General features: G+C 78.1%; 13 protein-coding genes. 3 read left to right on the top strand and 10 right to left on the bottom strand.

Features of this window, described 5'->3' with window-relative positions:
• Positions 1 to 3: 3 nt before the first annotated feature.
• Positions 4 to 846 (bottom strand): class I SAM-dependent methyltransferase, encoded by an 843-nt coding sequence (locus C0216_RS17080; RefSeq protein ID WP_246042583.1) that lies wholly within the window; start codon positions 844 to 846, stop codon positions 4 to 6.
• Positions 847 to 1,051: 205 nt separating this feature from the next.
• On the opposite strand from C0216_RS17080, the gene C0216_RS17075 reads away from it, so the two are divergent.
• Both C0216_RS17075 and nadE read left to right on the top strand, forming a co-directional pair.
• A complete protein-coding gene (locus tag C0216_RS17075; protein WP_114056119.1) occupies positions 1,052 to 1,507 on the top strand; it encodes an NUDIX domain-containing protein in 456 nt (151 codons plus the stop codon).
• A 160-nt stretch (positions 1,508 to 1,667) separates the two neighbouring features.
• Positions 1,668 to 2,498, top strand: coding sequence for an ammonia-dependent NAD(+) synthetase (gene nadE / locus C0216_RS17070; protein WP_114056118.1), 831 nt, complete (start codon positions 1,668 to 1,670; stop codon positions 2,496 to 2,498).
• A gap of 2 nt (positions 2,499 to 2,500) precedes the next feature.
• On the opposite strand, the gene C0216_RS17065 is transcribed toward nadE, so the two are convergent.
• Together C0216_RS17065 and C0216_RS17060 are read right to left on the bottom strand one after the other, a co-directional pair.
• Positions 2,501 to 3,109, bottom strand: coding sequence for a GNAT family N-acetyltransferase (locus C0216_RS17065; RefSeq protein WP_114056117.1), 609 nt, complete (start codon positions 3,107 to 3,109; stop codon positions 2,501 to 2,503).
• A gap of 8 nt (positions 3,110 to 3,117) precedes the next feature.
• Entirely contained in the window at positions 3,118 to 3,759 is a 642-nt protein-coding gene (locus C0216_RS17060) for a GNAT family N-acetyltransferase (protein ID WP_114056116.1), read from the bottom strand.
• A gap of 167 nt (positions 3,760 to 3,926) precedes the next feature.
• On the opposite strand from C0216_RS17060, the gene C0216_RS17055 reads away from it, so the two are divergent.
• On the top strand, positions 3,927 to 4,667 hold the full coding sequence (locus tag C0216_RS17055; protein ID WP_114056115.1) for a siderophore-interacting protein: 741 nt from the start codon (positions 3,927 to 3,929) through the stop codon (positions 4,665 to 4,667).
• A gap of 31 nt (positions 4,668 to 4,698) precedes the next feature.
• Here C0216_RS17055 and C0216_RS17050 read toward each other — a convergent pair whose 3' ends face one another.
• The 7 genes from C0216_RS17050 to C0216_RS17020 all read right to left on the bottom strand — a co-directional run bounded on the left by C0216_RS17050 (position 4,699) and on the right by C0216_RS17020 (position 14,857).
• Positions 4,699 to 6,465, bottom strand: a complete 1,767-nt coding sequence (locus tag C0216_RS17050; RefSeq protein ID WP_114056114.1) for a thiopeptide-type bacteriocin biosynthesis protein — start codon at positions 6,463 to 6,465, stop codon at positions 4,699 to 4,701.
• Positions 6,466 to 6,472: 7 nt separating this feature from the next.
• Positions 6,473 to 8,557 carry a TOMM precursor leader peptide-binding protein gene (locus tag C0216_RS17045; protein WP_246042582.1) on the bottom strand — a complete coding sequence of 695 codons (2,085 nt, stop codon included), beginning with the start codon at positions 8,555 to 8,557 and terminating at the stop codon, positions 6,473 to 6,475.
• Positions 8,554 to 10,266, bottom strand: coding sequence for a hypothetical protein (locus C0216_RS17040; RefSeq protein WP_114056113.1), 1,713 nt, complete (start codon positions 10,264 to 10,266; stop codon positions 8,554 to 8,556). Before C0216_RS17040 ends, C0216_RS17045 begins: the two co-directional genes overlap by 4 nt.
• Positions 10,263 to 11,429 (bottom strand): lantibiotic dehydratase C-terminal domain-containing protein, encoded by a 1,167-nt coding sequence (locus C0216_RS17035; protein ID WP_114056112.1) that lies wholly within the window; start codon positions 11,427 to 11,429, stop codon positions 10,263 to 10,265. Before C0216_RS17035 ends, C0216_RS17040 begins: the two co-directional genes overlap by 4 nt.
• Positions 11,430 to 11,508: 79 nt before the next feature.
• The gene (locus tag C0216_RS17030; RefSeq protein ID WP_114056111.1) at positions 11,509 to 14,307 is read right to left on the bottom strand and encodes a lantibiotic dehydratase; all 2,799 of its coding nucleotides are present in this window, start codon (positions 14,305 to 14,307) and stop codon (positions 11,509 to 11,511) included.
• A gap of 105 nt (positions 14,308 to 14,412) precedes the next feature.
• Positions 14,413 to 14,604, bottom strand: coding sequence for a thiazolylpeptide-type bacteriocin (locus tag C0216_RS17025; RefSeq protein ID WP_114056110.1), 192 nt, complete (start codon positions 14,602 to 14,604; stop codon positions 14,413 to 14,415).
• A gap of 61 nt (positions 14,605 to 14,665) precedes the next feature.
• Positions 14,666 to 14,857 (bottom strand): thiazolylpeptide-type bacteriocin, encoded by a 192-nt coding sequence (locus C0216_RS17020; protein ID WP_114056109.1) that lies wholly within the window; start codon positions 14,855 to 14,857, stop codon positions 14,666 to 14,668.
• Positions 14,858 to 15,380 lie beyond the last annotated feature (523 nt).

Below are 15,380 nucleotides of genomic sequence, written 5' to 3'. Positions count from 1 at the left end.
CGGTCAGGCGCGGGGGCGCTCGGCGGTGACGACGTAGTAGTCGAGCAGCCCCCGCTCCCAGGCGTGCAGGAAGTTCCGCGGCCAGGTGCCCGGCTCCCACTGGGCGGACAGCCAGTGGTCCCAGCCGGGCCACACGGCGGGGCCGATGGACTCCGCCCGCGCGCCCTCCAGCCCTGCCCGGGTCAGGGCGTCCGTCAGGTCCGCGGGCTGCCGGGCGATGTCCAGCCCGTCGGCGAAGGTCGTCAGCAGTGCCGCCAGCGGCTCCGGGGCGGCCGGGTCGGCGGCGAAGAAGCTCGCGACGGCGAGCCGCCCGCCCGGCCGCAGCACCCTGGCGGCCTCCGCCGCGAACGCCTCCAGGTCGTCGAAGTGCTGGGCGGCCTCCACGCTGTAGACGCGGTCGAACTCGGCCTCCCCGAACGGCATCCACTCGGCCGCTCCGCGCACCAGCCGGAACCGGCCCGGCCCGGCCGCCGCCAGGGCACGGGTGTTGGCCCGGCGGGCCCGTTCCAGCTGCTGGGGGTGGATGTCCATGCCGGTGATCCGCGCCGGGGCGTACTCCTCCAGGGCCAGCGCGCAGCCCACCGCGAGGCCGCATCCCACCTCCAGCACCTCGCCGCCCTCCACGGGGCCGACGGTGTCCAGCACGTGCCGGTACAGGTCCTCCTGGCTGCGGATACGGTCGCCGACCGTCAGGGGGCGGCCCAGGTCGCCCGGCTGCCAGTAGCCGAAGTTGATGAAGCCGCCGGCGAAGACGGGAACCGCGCTGAGGTCCGCGGGGCCGTATGTCTCCCGGACGGCGGGCCGCATGCCGTCGGTCCGTTCGCGCGCGCGTTCGCGTTCCGTCATGTGCCACCTCCGTGCCCCAGTGTGACCGGGCGGCGACACCCTGTCGATGGGCTCCGCCCTGTGCGCCCCCCTCGTGCGCCGGCCGCGGGCCCCGCCCCTGTCCCGGCCCGGGCCCACGGAGCCCGTCTGCGGCCGCGTTGTTACGGTGAGCGCCGACCCCGCCGGCCGGAAGCGGCGGGCCCGCCCCGCCGTGACAGGAGCACCCATGACCGCGCCCGCGCGCCGCACCACGGCCACCGCGTCGGCTGCCGCCGTCGTCACGGACGGACACGGCCGGGTGCTCGTCGTCAACCCGGTCCACAACGAGCGGTGGAACCTGCCGGGCGGCCACCTCGACGAGGGCGAACTCCCCACGGCGGCGCTGCGCCGCGAGCTGCGCGAGGAGATCGGCCTGGACCTGGAGGTCGGCGGCCTGCTGGTGACCGCGTGGCTGGCCCGTCCGGGGGGCGCGCACGTCTTCCACGTCTTCGAGGGCCCGCAGCTGACCCCGGAGCAGCAGCAGCGGATCACGCTCCAGGAGTCGGAGATCGGCGAGATCCGCTTCTGCCGGCCCGAGGACGTCACCGCGGACATGGTCCCGCCGTACGTGCTGCCCGTGTGGCAGGCGGCGCTGGCCGCGCGCAGACAGGGGCGGCCGGCCTACCTCGAACTGTCCCCGTAGCCCCTGGCCCCACCCCGCACCCCGGCAGGACCCCGGCAGGAGCCCGGCCGGACCGGCCGCCGGGCGGCCGGAGGAAGGCCGCACGGCCGATTGGGCTAGGGTCGGTGCGGAACAGCGAACCGCCCCCGCGTACCCACGCGCACGACCCCGAGGAGCAGCCGTGAGCGAGCCGGCGTCCACCGCCCTGCAGCAGGAGATCGCCCGGGACCTCCAGGTCACCGACGCCTTCGACGCGGAGCGCGAGATCGAGCGCCGTGTGGCCTTCCTCGCCGGGAAGCTCACCGCGAGCGGCCTGCGCTCCCTCGTCCTCGGCATCAGCGGGGGCGTGGACTCCACCACCGCGGGCCGGCTGTGCCAGCTCGCCGTGGAGCGCGCCCGCGCCGCCGGGCACGAGGCGGCCTTCTACGCGATGCGCCTGCCGTACGGCGTCCAGGCCGACGAGAAGGACGCCCAGCTGGCGCTGTCGTTCATCCGCCCCGACCACGTCCTGACGGTCGACGTGAAGCCCGCCAGCGACGCGGCACTCGCCGCCGCCGTCGCCGCGGGCGTCGTCTTCCGCGACGCCCACCACCAGGACTTCGTCCAGGGCAACATCAAGGCCCGCCAGCGCATGATCGCCCAGTACGCGGTCGCCGGCGCGTACGACGGCCTCGTCGTCGGCACCGACCACGCGGCCGAGGCGGTCTCCGGGTTCTTCACCAAGTTCGGCGACGGCGCCGCCGACCTCGTGCCGCTCACCGGACTGACCAAGCGCCGCGTGCGCGCCGTCGCCGACGCGCTGGGCGCCCCGGCCGAGCTGGTGTGGAAGGTGCCGACCGCAGACCTGGAGACCCTCGACCCGGGCAAGGCGGACGAGGACGCGCTGGGCGTCACGTACGACGACATCGACGACTTCCTGGAGGGCAAGCCGGTCGGCGAGCGGGCCTTCGACATCATCGCCCGCCGCTACCGGGCCACCGAGCACAAGCGGCAGCTGCCCATCGCCCCCTGAGGTCAGGGCCGCGGCGGGGCGTCCAGGAAGAGGAGGCGGGCGCGCTTGGCGGGGATGCGGACCTCCGGCAGGTCGATCCCGGGGAGTCCGACCTCCGGGCCGCGTACGAAGCCGGTGCGCTCCAGCCTCGCCACCGCCCTGTGGTTGGCCGGGTCCGGGTCCGCGACGAGCCGGCGGGTCCCCGGCAGCCCCCACAGGTACGACAGGAACGCCCCCAGCAGGGCCGCCGTGTGGCCCGGCCGGGGCGGGCCGGACGGCGGCCCGATGAGCAGGTGCACGCCCACGTCGCCCGGCCGGACCGGGTAGCACTCCGACACCCGGTCGGCCGCGCAGTCGTACGACTGGAACAGCGCGGCCGGTACGCCGTCCAGGAGGGCCAGGAACGCATGGTGGGTGTCCCGGCGGTCGAGGTCCTCGTACACCTCGCGGACCCGTTCGCGGTCCGCGCCGCCCATCCCCCAGAACCGGGCCCGCTCCTGGCTCACCCAGCGGTGGATCAGCGCGGCGTCGGCCGCCGGGTCGACGCCGCGCAGGGCGATGCGGCCGAGGCCGCCGGCGGTGCGGGAGTCCGGGGGCCGGAGCCCCGTGGCGTTCCGGTGCGCTGCGGGCATACGGGTTCCTAGGGGGTCGGGGTGCTCCCGTCGGCGGGCGGCAGCACGGCAGGGCGGTCGAGGAAGGCGAGCACGGCTCGCTTCTCCGGGAGGTATATCTCCGGCAGGTCGATTTCCGGCAGAGTGATCTCCCCCTGCGGGACGAACCCGAGGCGGCCCAGCATCGCGACGGCCTTCGCGTTGCGGGCGTCGGGCTCGCCGACGGCGCGCAGGACGGCCGGGTCGCGGAAGGTGAAGCGGGTCAGCGAGCCGATCAGCGTGCGGCTGAAGCCGGGCCGGGGCCGCCCGTTCGCCGGTGCCAGCATCAGGTGGACGCCGATGTCGCCCTCACGCACCTCGTAGCACAGGCTGACGCGGTCCTCGGAGGGCTGGTACGTCTGGAACAGCGCCACCGGTTCGTCGTCGAGCCGCACCATGTAGGCGTGGTGGGTGTCGCGGCGGTCCACGTCCTCGTAGATCTCCTGCACCAGTTCCCGGCTCGCGCCGATCATGCCCCAGAACTGGGCGCGCTCCTCGACGACCCACGAGTGGAGGACGGCGGAGTCCGCCGCGGGGTCGACCGGGGTGAAGCGGACGGTGCCGAAGCCGGGGACGGTCTCGGTGTAGACGTCCGCGCGCGGCGATGCGAGGGCGGTGGACTCGGGTCTCATGGCGGTTCTTCCGTTCCTTCGTGGCGTCCGGCCGGATCGCGGCCGGTGCGGGGCGCCGGTCGCCGGGGCCGCGGCCGGCCCGGCCGGCCGTGCGGGGTCCGCTCCACGCCCCGAAAATTATTAGGTTAGGCTCGCCTGACTATACGGCGTCAGGGAAAGGGGCGGACATGGCGGTCGGCAAGGGCTGGGAGGGCGTGGTCCTCAAGCTGCTGCGCGGCAAGGACTTCACGTTCACGGTCACCGGGGCGGAACAGGTCACCCCGCACTACCGGCGCGTCTCCTTCACCGACGGCGGACTGCTCGCCGCCGCCGGCGGCTCCCTGCACCCCACCATGTGGGTCCGCCTGTGGTTCACCGACAACGGCAAGCCGCACCAGCGCGCCTACACCCTCGTCGACCCCGACCCGGCCGCCGGCACCTTCTCCCTGGAGTTCGCCCTCCACGACGGCGTCGCCAGCGACTGGGCGCGCACCGCGGAGCCCGGCGCCACCATCGACGCCACCGTGCAGGGCACCGGCTTCACCGCACCGGCACCGGCCCCGGACCGGCTGCTGGTGATAGGCGACCCGGCGTCCCTGCCGGCCATCAACTCCCTGCTGGACGCCCACCCGCAGACCCCGGCCACCATCTGGTTCGAGACCCAGCACGAGGACGACGCCGACCTGCCCGTCCGGCTCGACGCCGACCGGCACGACATCCGCCGCGTCCCCCGCTCCGGCGGCGGCGCCGCCCTCGTCGAGCGCATCCGCGCAGAGCTTCCCGGCCTGGCGCCCGACCCGCAGACCGCGTACGTCTGGCTGGCCTGCGACACGGCGACCACCCGCACCCTCACCGGGTACCTGCGCAAGGAACTCGGCCTGCCCAAGCAGCGGGTGAACGGCCTCGGCTACTGGCGCCCCGCAGCCTGACCGCCGTCTGTCCGCCGTCCGGCCTGCCCGGTCATCCCGCCGGGCGGCCGAGCGGGAGGAGGTACTGGACGGGCTCGTCGAGGTCGTCCAAGCCCAGCAGTTCGTGCGCCAGGTCGTCCTGGAGGCCGCCGAGCGGGATCGTCGCCAGCCCGAACGCGCCCGCCGTCAGCTGGAGCACCTGGGCCAGGTGCCCCGCCTCCAGCAGGCCGAGCCGCAGCGCCCGCAGCCCGTACCGGCCGCGCAGCAGCCCCAGGTCGAGGTGGACGGCCAGGACGGCCGGCGCCGCGTCGATCCCGACGGCGTCCGGGTCGCCCTCCGGGAGCGCCAGGTACGAGGACAGCGCCTTCACCGCCTCCACCTCCGGGGCCGGCCCCAGGCGCACCAGCGACCGCCGCTCCGGCGCGCAGTGGTAGGTGCCCGAGGGCAGCCCGGCCACATCCCACGCGAGCAGCCGCACCCGCACGCTGTACAGGGCGCCCGCGCTCGGATACGGGCGGTGCCGCGCCTTCCGCTCTGTCCCGTCGGCCGTGACCTGCCGGGACGTGTGACTCGGGGCGTGCGCATGCCACAGCACGCCACCCAGCTCCGCCGCGTCGAGCGGCCCCGTCAGCGCGCCGCGCGCCGAGCGCCGGCCGTGCAGCGCCCCGCCCAGGGAAACCGGCGGCAGCGGCGCCGCCGGCAGCGGGACCTCCCCCTCGACGCGGCGGCCCTCCGGGACGGCGGGCGGCCGCGGGACGTCCCGGACCGCCGTGTCCTGCCCGCGGCCGACCTGGAACTTGCTCCGCTCCAGGTACTGGTAGTCCGCGGCGCGCGCACCCCTCTCGAAGAACCCGCCGCCTGCCGGCCCGGCCGCCGGCCCGCCGCCGCCCGAGGGCTCCAGCAGGGCCCGACCCGCGAGCCGGCACACGGCCCGCTCCTCGTCCGGGGCCACACCCAACCGGTTGAACAGCATGTGGAGTTGCGAGGCCCACACCCACAGCCGCCGATCCGCCCGCTCCGGAGTGCCCGGCCCGCCCGCCGGGACCACCGCCCGCAGCACGGCGTCCGCCGCGCGGACCTGCCGTACCCACTCGTCGAGCCACGGCGCGGCACCGCCCTCCGCGGCCCCGGCGCGCACGGCCCGCGCCCGCCGCGCCAGAACCTCCCGCTGCGTGGCGAACACCGAGTTCACGCGAGTGTGGACGGCGGCCCCGGGCAGCGGCCGCACCTCGGCGACCCAGCGCCAGGACGCGGCATGCCGGCGAAGCCAGCCCGCGGCCGCCAGCTCGTCCAGTCCGAGCGCCGCGGCGGTGGCGTGCGCGAAGTCCATGGCCGGCCCCAGCCGGTCCGCCCGCGCGGGCAGCGCGCGCAGGGCTGCCACGGCGGCGCGCGTCGCGTGCACGAACACCTCCTCGGCGACCGGGAGCGCCTCCGGACCCCCGTACCGCTCCGTCTCCGGCTCGTACGGCACCGCGTGGACCTCGCCGTGGCGGACCGGCCAGGGCCCGGCCACCGGGGCCGTGTCGGCGGCGAGGCCGCCGAGCTCCGCCGCGAGCCGGGCCGCGTCGACGGGCCCCGCCCCCGGCCCGCGGAACCGGATCCGCAGGTGCGGCCCCCCTTCGCCGTACCGGATGAAGAACCAGGCACCGCCGGACTCCGGCCCGTACCGGGCGTCCATCAGCGGCGCCAGAGCGCCGGTGACGAACGCGTCGGTGTCCGCGGCACCGGTGTGCAGCGACAGGTGCAGGCTCTGCCAGCCGCCCGCCGGTGCGGAAGCGGCGGCGGGACGGGCCGGGGGAGGGTACGCCTGAGGGGTCATCGGAACCTCACGGGAAGGGGTGCGGGTGCAGGGGCAGTTCGTCGTGCCGCAGCGGGCGCGCGGTGCGGCCCAGCCGGTACGGCACCTCCAGCAGCCGGGGCAGGCCGAGAGTGCGCCGGTTGACGTGCCCGAACGTCATCGGGAGGGTGCCCGGCACGACCACCTTCGCGCAGTGCAGCCCCAGCCGGTCCCGGACACCGGGCTCGTCCTGAGCCACCACGACGACCTCCAGCCCCCCACCGGCCAGCCGGGCGACCGTCTCCGACAGCAGCACCGTCAGGTCGGCCACGGGTGCGGGCGCGCCCGGCCACCGCTCCTGCCAGGGGGCCGCCCCGGTGTCGGCGAACAGGAACTCCAGCCGCGGCTGCGCCTCCGGCAGCGCGTTCAGCCCCACATGGTCGTCGAGGCCCACCACCAGCTCGGGCCGGTCCAGCATCGGCCGCAGCCGCTCCGGGTCGCGCGCCCGGCCCGGACCGGCCGGCCGCTGAGCGGCGTCCTGGACGTTCGTGACCGCCTCCGCCACCGCCGAGCGGATCGCGACGCGCGGATCGTGGTGCGCGCCCGCCGCGAGGAACGCGCGCGGCGCCGCCGGATGGCGGCCCTCGTAGCGGCACACGGCCACCACGGCGGGCACACCGAGGTCGTTCGTGGCGTCCAGCAGGCGCAGCCGGTAGCCGAGCAGCTCCGCCCGCGCGGCCAGCGCCGCCACCAGCGGGTCGCCTGCGGGCAGGGCGACACCGGGCAGGGGGGTGCCCGCGTACCAGGCCATCAGGAAGGCGTCCCGCTCGGCCACCTCGAACAGCCCGTACAGGGCGGCCTCCTGCGGGCTGTTGCCCAGCCCGCAGCCGTTCGACGACTCGTACACCACCCGTGCCCCGGGCGGCGCCCCGTCCGGCGGGTCCGGCAGGTCCCAGTAGGCGACGTGCTCCGGGACGGCGCGGGTCCGGCCCTCCGTCAGCGACCAGCCGTACACCCAGTCCAGCTCCAGGTCCGGCCGGTACGGCACCGTCCGGGAGGCGGGGTGCCCGTGGTGCACCGGGTCGGGCAGCCCCAGTCGGACCGGGTCCACCGCCGCGTCCGGGCCCAGCTCCGCGAAGGAGGCCCGCAGCGCGGTGCGCCGGCCCATCGGGCGCATGCCGGCCAGCCGCTCCACACTCTCGAACAGCGCCACGCGCTCGCTGGAGCGGAAGTCCGCGGCGCGGCCGTACCCGCCGTCGTCGAGCAGCCGGCCGTCGGTCACCCAGGCGGTCGTCAGGCCGAACGCGGAGTCCTCCGTACGGAAGAGGCGGCGCACCGGGCCGAACCGCTCGTCGTACAGCTCCGCCCGCAACGCCTCCGCCCCCGTACGGTCGTTGGGGCCGCGCAGCTCCGCGGGGTCCGGCAGCGGCCGCGGCACGGCAGGCAGCTCCGCCGCGGCGGGGGAGTCCTCGGGCAGCGGCCGGCACACCGGGCAGCCGCCGACCGGCCGGACCCGGTGCGTGGACCAGGTGGCCCGGCTCCCCTGGACGACGTACACGGTCGCCGACGGCACGCCGTGATCCCCGGCGGGCGGGACCTCCTCGTCGAGCAGCCCGGCGGCGAGCAGCAGGACCCCCTCCGCCAGTGCCGGCGTCCCGGTGCCACCCAGCCGGAGCCGAGGGCTCCGCCACGGTACGCGTCCTCCGGCACTGGCGAGCCGCTGGTACTCGGTGCACACCAGACAGGCCCGCGCCCCGGGTTCCAGAACCGGGCCGACCACGGTCAGCGCCCCGTCCTCGCGCACGGGCACCAGGCGCACCGGACGGGCGAGCGCGTGGCGGCTGAGCCGCTCGGCCGACCCCGGCGTCCAGGAGGCCAGATGCACGACGGCTGTCCCGGAGACGGCGGCGAGCGCCGCCTCCACGTCCAGGACGGGCAGCTCCCCGGGGCGGTCGGCGGCCTGCGCCGCCGGGCCCGCCGAGCCGGGGTGCTGTGTGCCGGCGAGTGCGGTGGCGTCGGGGAGCGGGGCGCAGGGCGCTGCGGCGGGGAGCGCCGCGGGGTCCCGCTGCGCGGCGCGCGGAGCCGCGCCGGGGCAGGCGGCCCCGGGTGTCGCGGGGATCGGTGTGCCGTTCACGGGGATTCCTTCGGGTCGGCCAGGACGGTGAAGCCGCAACTGCGCAGGACCGTCGCCGTCCGGGCTGCGACGGGGTCGCCGCCCGGCGGCAGCCACGGGCCGGGGGCCGGGCCGGTCAGGCGGGTCAGGGCCGCGGTCAGGGCTGCCTCCCGGTGCGCGGTCCCGGTCAGCCAGACGTCGGTCCAGCCCTCGTCCGCCCAGGCCGCCGGCTCGGTGCCCGCCGCCGCGAGCGGGGCCTCGGCCCCGCTGAACGGGGCGTGCGCGGCCCCGGCGGGCCCGTGGTCGGCGGCCATGGCCCGGGTGACCGCGCCGAGCAGGGCCACGGCCGCCGCGTCCGCCGGGGTGGCCTCCACCGCCCTGCCGAGCGGCGCCGGGGCACCGGGAACGCGTACGACCGCCGCGTACGCCTGCTCCCCGCCCAGCTGGCGTACTGCCAACCGGGCCTGCGCGTGCCCCGCGATGCCGGTGAGGACCGCCCACCAGTGGCGGGCCTGGGGGTGCTCGCGCCACTCTTCCTCCGGAAGTGCGGGACCGGTGTCCGCCCGTCCGGAGGCGGCGAGGGCGGCACGGCGCAGGGCCCGGCCCCGCGCGTGCCCCGGCCCCGCCCCTACCACTGCGGCGCCGCCGAGCCGGAGTTCGGCCGCCCGGCACGCCGCGGTCAGGCGGGCCAGGTCCGCCCGGGGCGCTCCCGCCACCAGTGGCCCTGCGGGGGTCCGGCAGGCGGCGAGCGCCGCGGGCAGCTGCGGCAGCCGGCCCGGCAGGGGGGCGTCGAGGACCCCCAGGAGGGGGTCGGCCAGCGCTCCGACACGGCGCAGCGCTTCGGCCAGGTCGGCGGCCGGGGGCAGGGCGGGCTCCGAGGCCGCGGCCGGCCCGGCCGCCCACGGGTGGTAGGACGCCCGGGGAGGCGCGGCCTCGGCGACGAGGACGGCGGGGCGGCCCGGCAGCAGCCGCTGGTCCTCGTCCGCCCCGGCGGGATCAGGCAGTCCGGCGGCGGCGCACAGCAGCCGCTGGGCGGCCGCGCCCGCCAGCAGGGCCGTCAGCGCGTCCGCACCTGCTGCCGCCGCAGAGGCGCTGACGGTGCCGCCCAACCGGGCTGCGACCGCCCCGGCGTCCGCGCGCACCCGCTCGGGGGCGGTCGGGGCCGTGACGAAGCCGCCCCCGGCGGTCCGGTCGGCGGCCACGGCGACCGGCGGGGCGCCGGCCGCGGCCACGACCAGGCCGGGCGGCAGCCTGCTGTCGGTCCGAGCCTCCGGCCGCGCGCCCGCCCGGTGCAGGGCCCGCAGCAGGGCCGCGGCGAGCGGGGCGCCCGGATCGGCGGCCGTGACGACGGGCGGGGCGGCGGCCAGTGCCGCGGCCGCCGCGCCCGGGCGGTCCGTGGACGCGGCCAGCCAGGCGGCCGGCCCCTCCCCGCCCTCGGGGAGCTCCGCGAGCAGCCCGTGCGCCCGGAGCTGGCCCGCGAGCCCGTCCAGCGCCGACGCGACCCGCGGGTCCGACGGATCCAGCCCGCCCGGCCGGCGTGCCGTGCCGGCGGGGGCGGCCGGCTCCGCGCCCAGCCGGTCCGCCAGCAGCTCCCAGAGGGCGGGAAGCGCCTTGCTGCCCTCCAGCGTCACGCTCCCGTCCCGCCCGCGCAGGTGCAGGCCGGCCCGCAGCACGGTGGCCGCGACACCCGGCCGCAGCCGCAGGGTGAACGGCTCCCCGCCGGCGGTCACCGGGCGCCCTCCACGGCGGCGATGACCTCGTCGATGCGGGCCTGCCAGCGGTGCCCGGTGAGCCCCGGGACACTCCGCACGACCAGGTGCGCGGCCAGGTACCGCTCCACGGGGCGGACGTCGCAGACGGCCAGCAGCCGGTACAGGGCGTTCGTGCAGGACCGGTAGACGAGGTAGTCGGCGCGGCTCCACATCGCGCCCTCCGGGTCGGAGCGGTGCAGCTGCCGGTGGAAGTCGCTGTACCGGGTGCGGACTTCGCGGTTCCACCGGGCGGCGGTCTCCCGGTCGCCGAGCGCGGCCGCCCGTGCCCGGTACTCGGCGGCGACGCCCGCGAGGTCCGCGCCCGCCGCGTGCCGCTCCTCCGCGGTCTGCCAGGCGCCGGCGGACCAGTCGGCCCAGGCCCGTTCGCGGCCGGTGGCGCCGCCGGCCGCGATCCTGCCCACCAGCGCGGAGATCCGCCCGCCCGCGGCCTCCCAGCGCCGTTCGAAGGCCGCCCGCAGCCGCCCGTCGGGGTCCTCGTAGACCAGGAAGTCCTCCAGGTGGGACAGGAACGAGTAGTGGCCGCCGACGAGGCCTTCGGGGTGCGCCGCCGCATGCGCGGCCAGGGCGGTGACCACCAGCTCCACGCGCGCTGCCGAGGTGTCCCCGCGCTCGCCGAGGAATGCGGTGCCGGCCTCCAGCGCCGGCAGGCCCGCCGCCATCAGGTCCTCGCGCAGCCGTACGCCGTCGGGGCCGATCAGGGCCCGCAGCGGATCCAGGTCGACGGGCTCCACGCGCACGGTGTTGTCGGGGACGAGCGGCCCGTACGGCGGCGGGACCAGCTCCGCACGCCCCGCCGCGGCGGCCTGCTCCAGCAGCTCCCGCTCGTCGACGCCGGCCCGCGACGGGTGCGCGGCCGCACGGGCGCGCAGTTCCCCGGCCGTCCGCTCGGCGGCGGCCGCCACCTGCGCGGGCGCGCCGCGCAGCCGCAGCCGTACGTGGGGGCCGCGCAGCCAGTGGCGCTCGACGTGCACGGCGAGCCCCTCGGCGGCCGCCCGCCGGGCGAGCGGCAGGACGGACTCGCGCAGCAGGGGGGCCTTGACCGGCTCGTAGTGGTGGACGACGACGTCGAGCGCGGTCGGCGCGGGCGGGGCCGGATCCGGGCCGGCGGCCGGGGCGTTCATCGGGTGCCTCCTCGGCGGATGACGGGCGGTGGTGTCTGCGCGAGCCCCGCGGGGGCCCGCGCGGCGGGGTAGGCGGCGGTCAGCCGGTGCGGGCGGGGCGGTGCGTCTCGGCGACCAGCTCGACGGCGCGGGCCGGCCGGTCCCGCCCCCCGAAGGCGGGCAGCGCCTCCTCCAGCACGACCCCCCGCGGATGGCGGGCCAGCCAGCCCGCCAGGCACCGCAGGTGCAGGGCGCTGCCCAGGTCGAGGGGCTGCGGCTTCGGCGCGCGCAGGGCCGCCAGGAAGTCCTCGGCGGCGCGCCCCGCGGGAGGCTGCGGCACCGGATGGAGGAACAGCTGCTCGGGCAGGCCCAGCAGCGCCCGCCAGCGGGCCGCGGCGGCCGCCGGCACGTCACCCCGGTCGTCCGCGAGGTCGGCGCGCAGCGCGGCCAGCACCCCTTCGGGCAGGTGCCAGCGGCGCCGGGCGAGCACCACGTGGCGGTGGCGCAGGCGGGGCGTGCGGACCACCTGGCCGCCGGGGGCGGGGGCGGTGCTGCGAGGCAGGAGCCGCCGGAAGTCGACGACGCCTTCGGGGTGGTCGCACAGGAACGGCGCGAGGCGCTGCGGGAGCATCACCGGTGCGAGGAAGCCCAGGTAGAGCACGTCGAGGAACTCGCCGGTGGCCCGCAGGCGCAGGCGCAGCTGGTCCGAGGCCGGGTCGTGCACCAGGTCCACGTCGGACTCGGCGATCGTGCCGCGGAGCCGGTCGGGCCCGATCTCGGCGTCCGTGAGCAGCGGGTGGAGGTTGGCGTTGAAGCCGCCCACCGGCCGGATCTGCGCCGCCCGGGCCCCTTCGCCGAGGCCCCGGCGGATCTCGCCGGCCACCGCACGGGCCGCCGCGGGGGGCAGGCCGTCGAGGAAGCGGCTGGTGAAGCGGCCCCATCCGGCGTAGACGTGGTTGACGCACAGCAGTCCGCCGCCGGCGTCCGCCGGGGGTGCTCCGGCGGCGTGCTGGACGAACCAGGCATAGCCGAGCGGCCGGGCGGCGGTCCGGTCGGGCAGCCGGGCTGCCAGCCCGTGCACGTCGGCAGCGGGCAGGACGACCTCGTCGGGCGGGCCTTCCGGCCCGCCGGCCGCGGCTGCGGCGGCTTCGGCGAGCCGTACGAACCGGGCGCGCAGCCGGGCCAGTTCGGCCGCACCCGGAGGGAGGGAGGGGGCGTCCGCGGGGAGGGCGGCGAGGCGGGCGGCGTCCTCCCAGGAGGCCGCGGTGTCCGCGGCGAACTCCCAGGGCGCGGGGCACGTGCCGCCGACCCCGTAGCGGGCGGTGAAACGCTGCACCGCGGCGCGCCGCATCAGGTGTCCGAGGTCGAACAGTTCCGCAAGCGCCGTGAGTTCGGCGAGGGCCGCCCGGTCGCTCCCGGACAGTGCGGCTGCCGGTGCGGGGGCATCGCCTGCGGGGTCCGCGGCGGCGGGCCGGCGGGCGCCGGACGGGTCGGGCCGGCCGGGGACCGGGCCGAGCCCGGGGGCGGCCGGTGCGGAGGCCGGCGCAGGCCGCGGGGCCTCGGGCCGGCCCGGGGCGAGCACGTCCTCGGAGAGCACGTTCAGCGGGGCCGCGCCGGCCGGAACGGGCCGTCCGGTGTCGGCGAGCAGGGCGCGCCAGCGGTCGGCGAGGTCGGCGAGCAGCGCGGGCCGTTCCCCGGCGGGGGTGTGGGCGAACCGGGCCGTGTCGGCGGCGAGGAGGTCGATGCGGTCGGCGAGGGCGGCGTCTTCGGGCCACCGGCGCAGCCAGTCCGCGAGGGCGCGCAGCGGCTGCGGATGCTGCGGATCGACCGGATCAACCGCTACGAGCAGCCCGTTGTCCGCGAGTTGGTCCAGGAACCGGCGGACGGCCGGGTCGGCTTCCGGGCGGCCGAGGGCCGGGGCGAGCCGGGCGGCGAGCGTGTCCGGCGGGGCGGGCTGCGCCGCGAGCCCGTCGAGGACGGCCAGCGCCGGGTGCGCGGCGACCTCGACCTCCTCCTCGCGGGTGACCAGGTACCGGCCGCCCGCGAACACGGTGGTGTCCCGCACGTAGCGGGCACGGCCGTCGCCGGCCGGCAGGGCACTGCTGGTCAGCCGGTGTGCGAGCGCGCCGCGGCGCCGGGGCTCGTCCAGCAGCGCGGAGACGAGGGCCGCGACCAGCGTCCGGTTCTCCCGCACCACGGCCCGCAACGCGGGCGGGCCGGCGGCCGGGGCCGGGCCGGACCAGCCCACCGCGGTGAACCAGGACAGCGGACTCGTCTTGGCGGTGGCGCGCAGGGCGTGGCGCAGCACCGACGGCTCCTCCTTGCGGGCCCGGCGTCCGCCCTCGTCCCGGGCGGCCCGCGACACGGCGCGCAGCAGGTCCGTGCTGCCGAGGGCGACGGCGCGGGTGAAGCCGGGCGAGCGGCACACCTCCGCGAGGGCGGAGCGCTCGGCGGCCAGGGCCGCCGGGACGGCGTCGTCGGCCTCGGCGAGCAGGGCGGCGCGCTCCCCGCGCAGGGCGAGCCACGCGCCGAGCCGGGGGACCCGTACGGGCAGGTCGCCGAGCCGGGCCAGCAGCGCGGGACGGGGCGCGCGGCCGTTGTGCAGCGCCCTGCGGAGCGGGAGCACGACCCGGCGGTGGAAGTCCTCGGAGTGGCCCGGCCGGGACGCGAACAGGTCGTCGCACAGGCCGGCCCGCACCGCCTCCTCCTGCGCGGCGATCCGGGCGAGCCCGCCGAGGAGGGCCCGTACGCGGGCGGAGGCCTCGGGCTCGGCCGGGTGCGGCGTGACCGTGGTGCGGACCAGCGCGTACGGGGCGGTCCGGGCGGGCGGCTGCGGGAGCGGGCGGGCGGCCCGCGCGGCGGCGCGCGGCGGCGTGGCCGACTCGGCGGGGTGCGGCATCGTGGGCTCCCATGGGGGCGGATCCGGGCCTGGGGCAGGGTCGTCGGCTGGGCGCCGGGGCCCGTGCGGCCGGCCCCGAGGGGTCGGCCGCACGGGCGGCGTTGCTCAGTAGGGCAGTTCGGGGAGCCGCGGCTGGGCGCAGGAGGACGAGCCGCAGGAGCTGGAGCTCACACCGCCGGAAGCACCCGTCTCGGGCAGCGCGACGGAGTCCCGCAGCGCCGTGACGGTGAGCTCGCCGAGGTCGAGGTCGAGGTCCAGGTCGTCCAGGGCGAGGACGCCCTCGGTGGGGTCGGTCATGTGCCGGCCTCTCGCGTGGTCGGGATCGTGGATGGGTGGATCGGGCGGCGGCGGTGGGCCGTCAGCCGATGGGCGTGTCCGTGTGCGGCTGGGCGCAGGAGGACGAGCCCTGGCAGGAGCAGGAGCCGTACGACGCGCCGCTCTCCGGCAGGGCGGGCGTGTCGCGCAGCGCCGTGATGGCCAGGTCGCTGAGGTCGAGGTCCAAGTCGAGGTCGAGGCCCTCGGGGGCGGGGCCGGCGATGCTTTCGGGCATGGCGGACTTCCTCTCTGGTGGAAGGGGTTGCCGGGCCGCCGGGAACTGCGCCGGAGCCGTCCGGCGCCTGCGGCCGGCGAGCGGAGCGACCCGGGGCGGGTGGTCGCCGGATCGCCGCATCGGCCGGGGCCGGACGGCCCCGGAACGCGGCGAACGGCCCCCGGAGGGCGTCCGAATGAGTGTTCGTTCGTGGTGCGTTCCGAGTCTCGGCGGCGGACCAGGCCAACGGCAAGTCCGCGTGTCACGTTGGCCTGTTGTCCCGGCCTGGTTCGTCACCTCAGCGGCAGTCCAAGGGAACTCCACCGGACCGCGAGCGGCCTGTGCTGCGGCCTTGTCGGGCAGGCCGGTCCACCGGGGCCGCGGGTGGTCGTTGCTGCGTGGTGCGGCGCGCCGCGATCCGGCGGCCTGTCAGGAACGCACGGTTCCGCGACCCGGCTGCGCGGCACCCCGGGGCGGGACCCGGCGGCCGGCGCCCCCCTCCTCCGCCGCCGGTCCGTCCGGATCCGGCCAAACTGCACCGCCC

It is taken from the genome of Streptomyces globosus (genome assembly GCF_003325375.1).
In the GTDB taxonomy this organism is placed as follows: Bacteria; Actinomycetota; Actinomycetes; order Streptomycetales; family Streptomycetaceae; genus Streptomyces; species Streptomyces globosus_A.
The sequence above is the reverse complement of the archived record's forward strand: the minus strand, read 5'-3'. Positions and strand labels throughout refer to the sequence as shown.

Bases quoted from the DNA above. Each gene is read 5' to 3' on its own strand.
- C0216_RS17080 (WP_246042583.1), bottom strand. From the start codon at position 846: ATGACGGAACGCGAACGCGCGCGCGAACGGACCGACGGCATGCGGCCC.
- C0216_RS17075 (WP_114056119.1), top strand. From the start codon at position 1,052: ATGACCGCGCCCGCGCGCCGCACCACGGCCACCGCGTCGGCTGCCGCC.
- C0216_RS17065 (WP_114056117.1), bottom strand. From the start codon at position 3,109: ATGCCCGCAGCGCACCGGAACGCCACGGGGCTCCGGCCCCCGGACTCC.
- C0216_RS17060 (WP_114056116.1), bottom strand. From the start codon at position 3,759: ATGAGACCCGAGTCCACCGCCCTCGCATCGCCGCGCGCGGACGTCTAC.
- C0216_RS17055 (WP_114056115.1), top strand. From the start codon at position 3,927: ATGGCGGTCGGCAAGGGCTGGGAGGGCGTGGTCCTCAAGCTGCTGCGC.
- C0216_RS17050 (WP_114056114.1), bottom strand. From the start codon at position 6,465: ATGACCCCTCAGGCGTACCCTCCCCCGGCCCGTCCCGCCGCCGCTTCC.
- C0216_RS17035 (WP_114056112.1), bottom strand. From the start codon at position 11,429: ATGAACGCCCCGGCCGCCGGCCCGGATCCGGCCCCGCCCGCGCCGACC.
- C0216_RS17030 (WP_114056111.1), bottom strand. From the start codon at position 14,307: ATGCCGCACCCCGCCGAGTCGGCCACGCCGCCGCGCGCCGCCGCGCGG.
- C0216_RS17025 (WP_114056110.1), bottom strand. From the start codon at position 14,604: ATGACCGACCCCACCGAGGGCGTCCTCGCCCTGGACGACCTGGACCTC.
- C0216_RS17020 (WP_114056109.1), bottom strand. From the start codon at position 14,857: ATGCCCGAAAGCATCGCCGGCCCCGCCCCCGAGGGCCTCGACCTCGAC.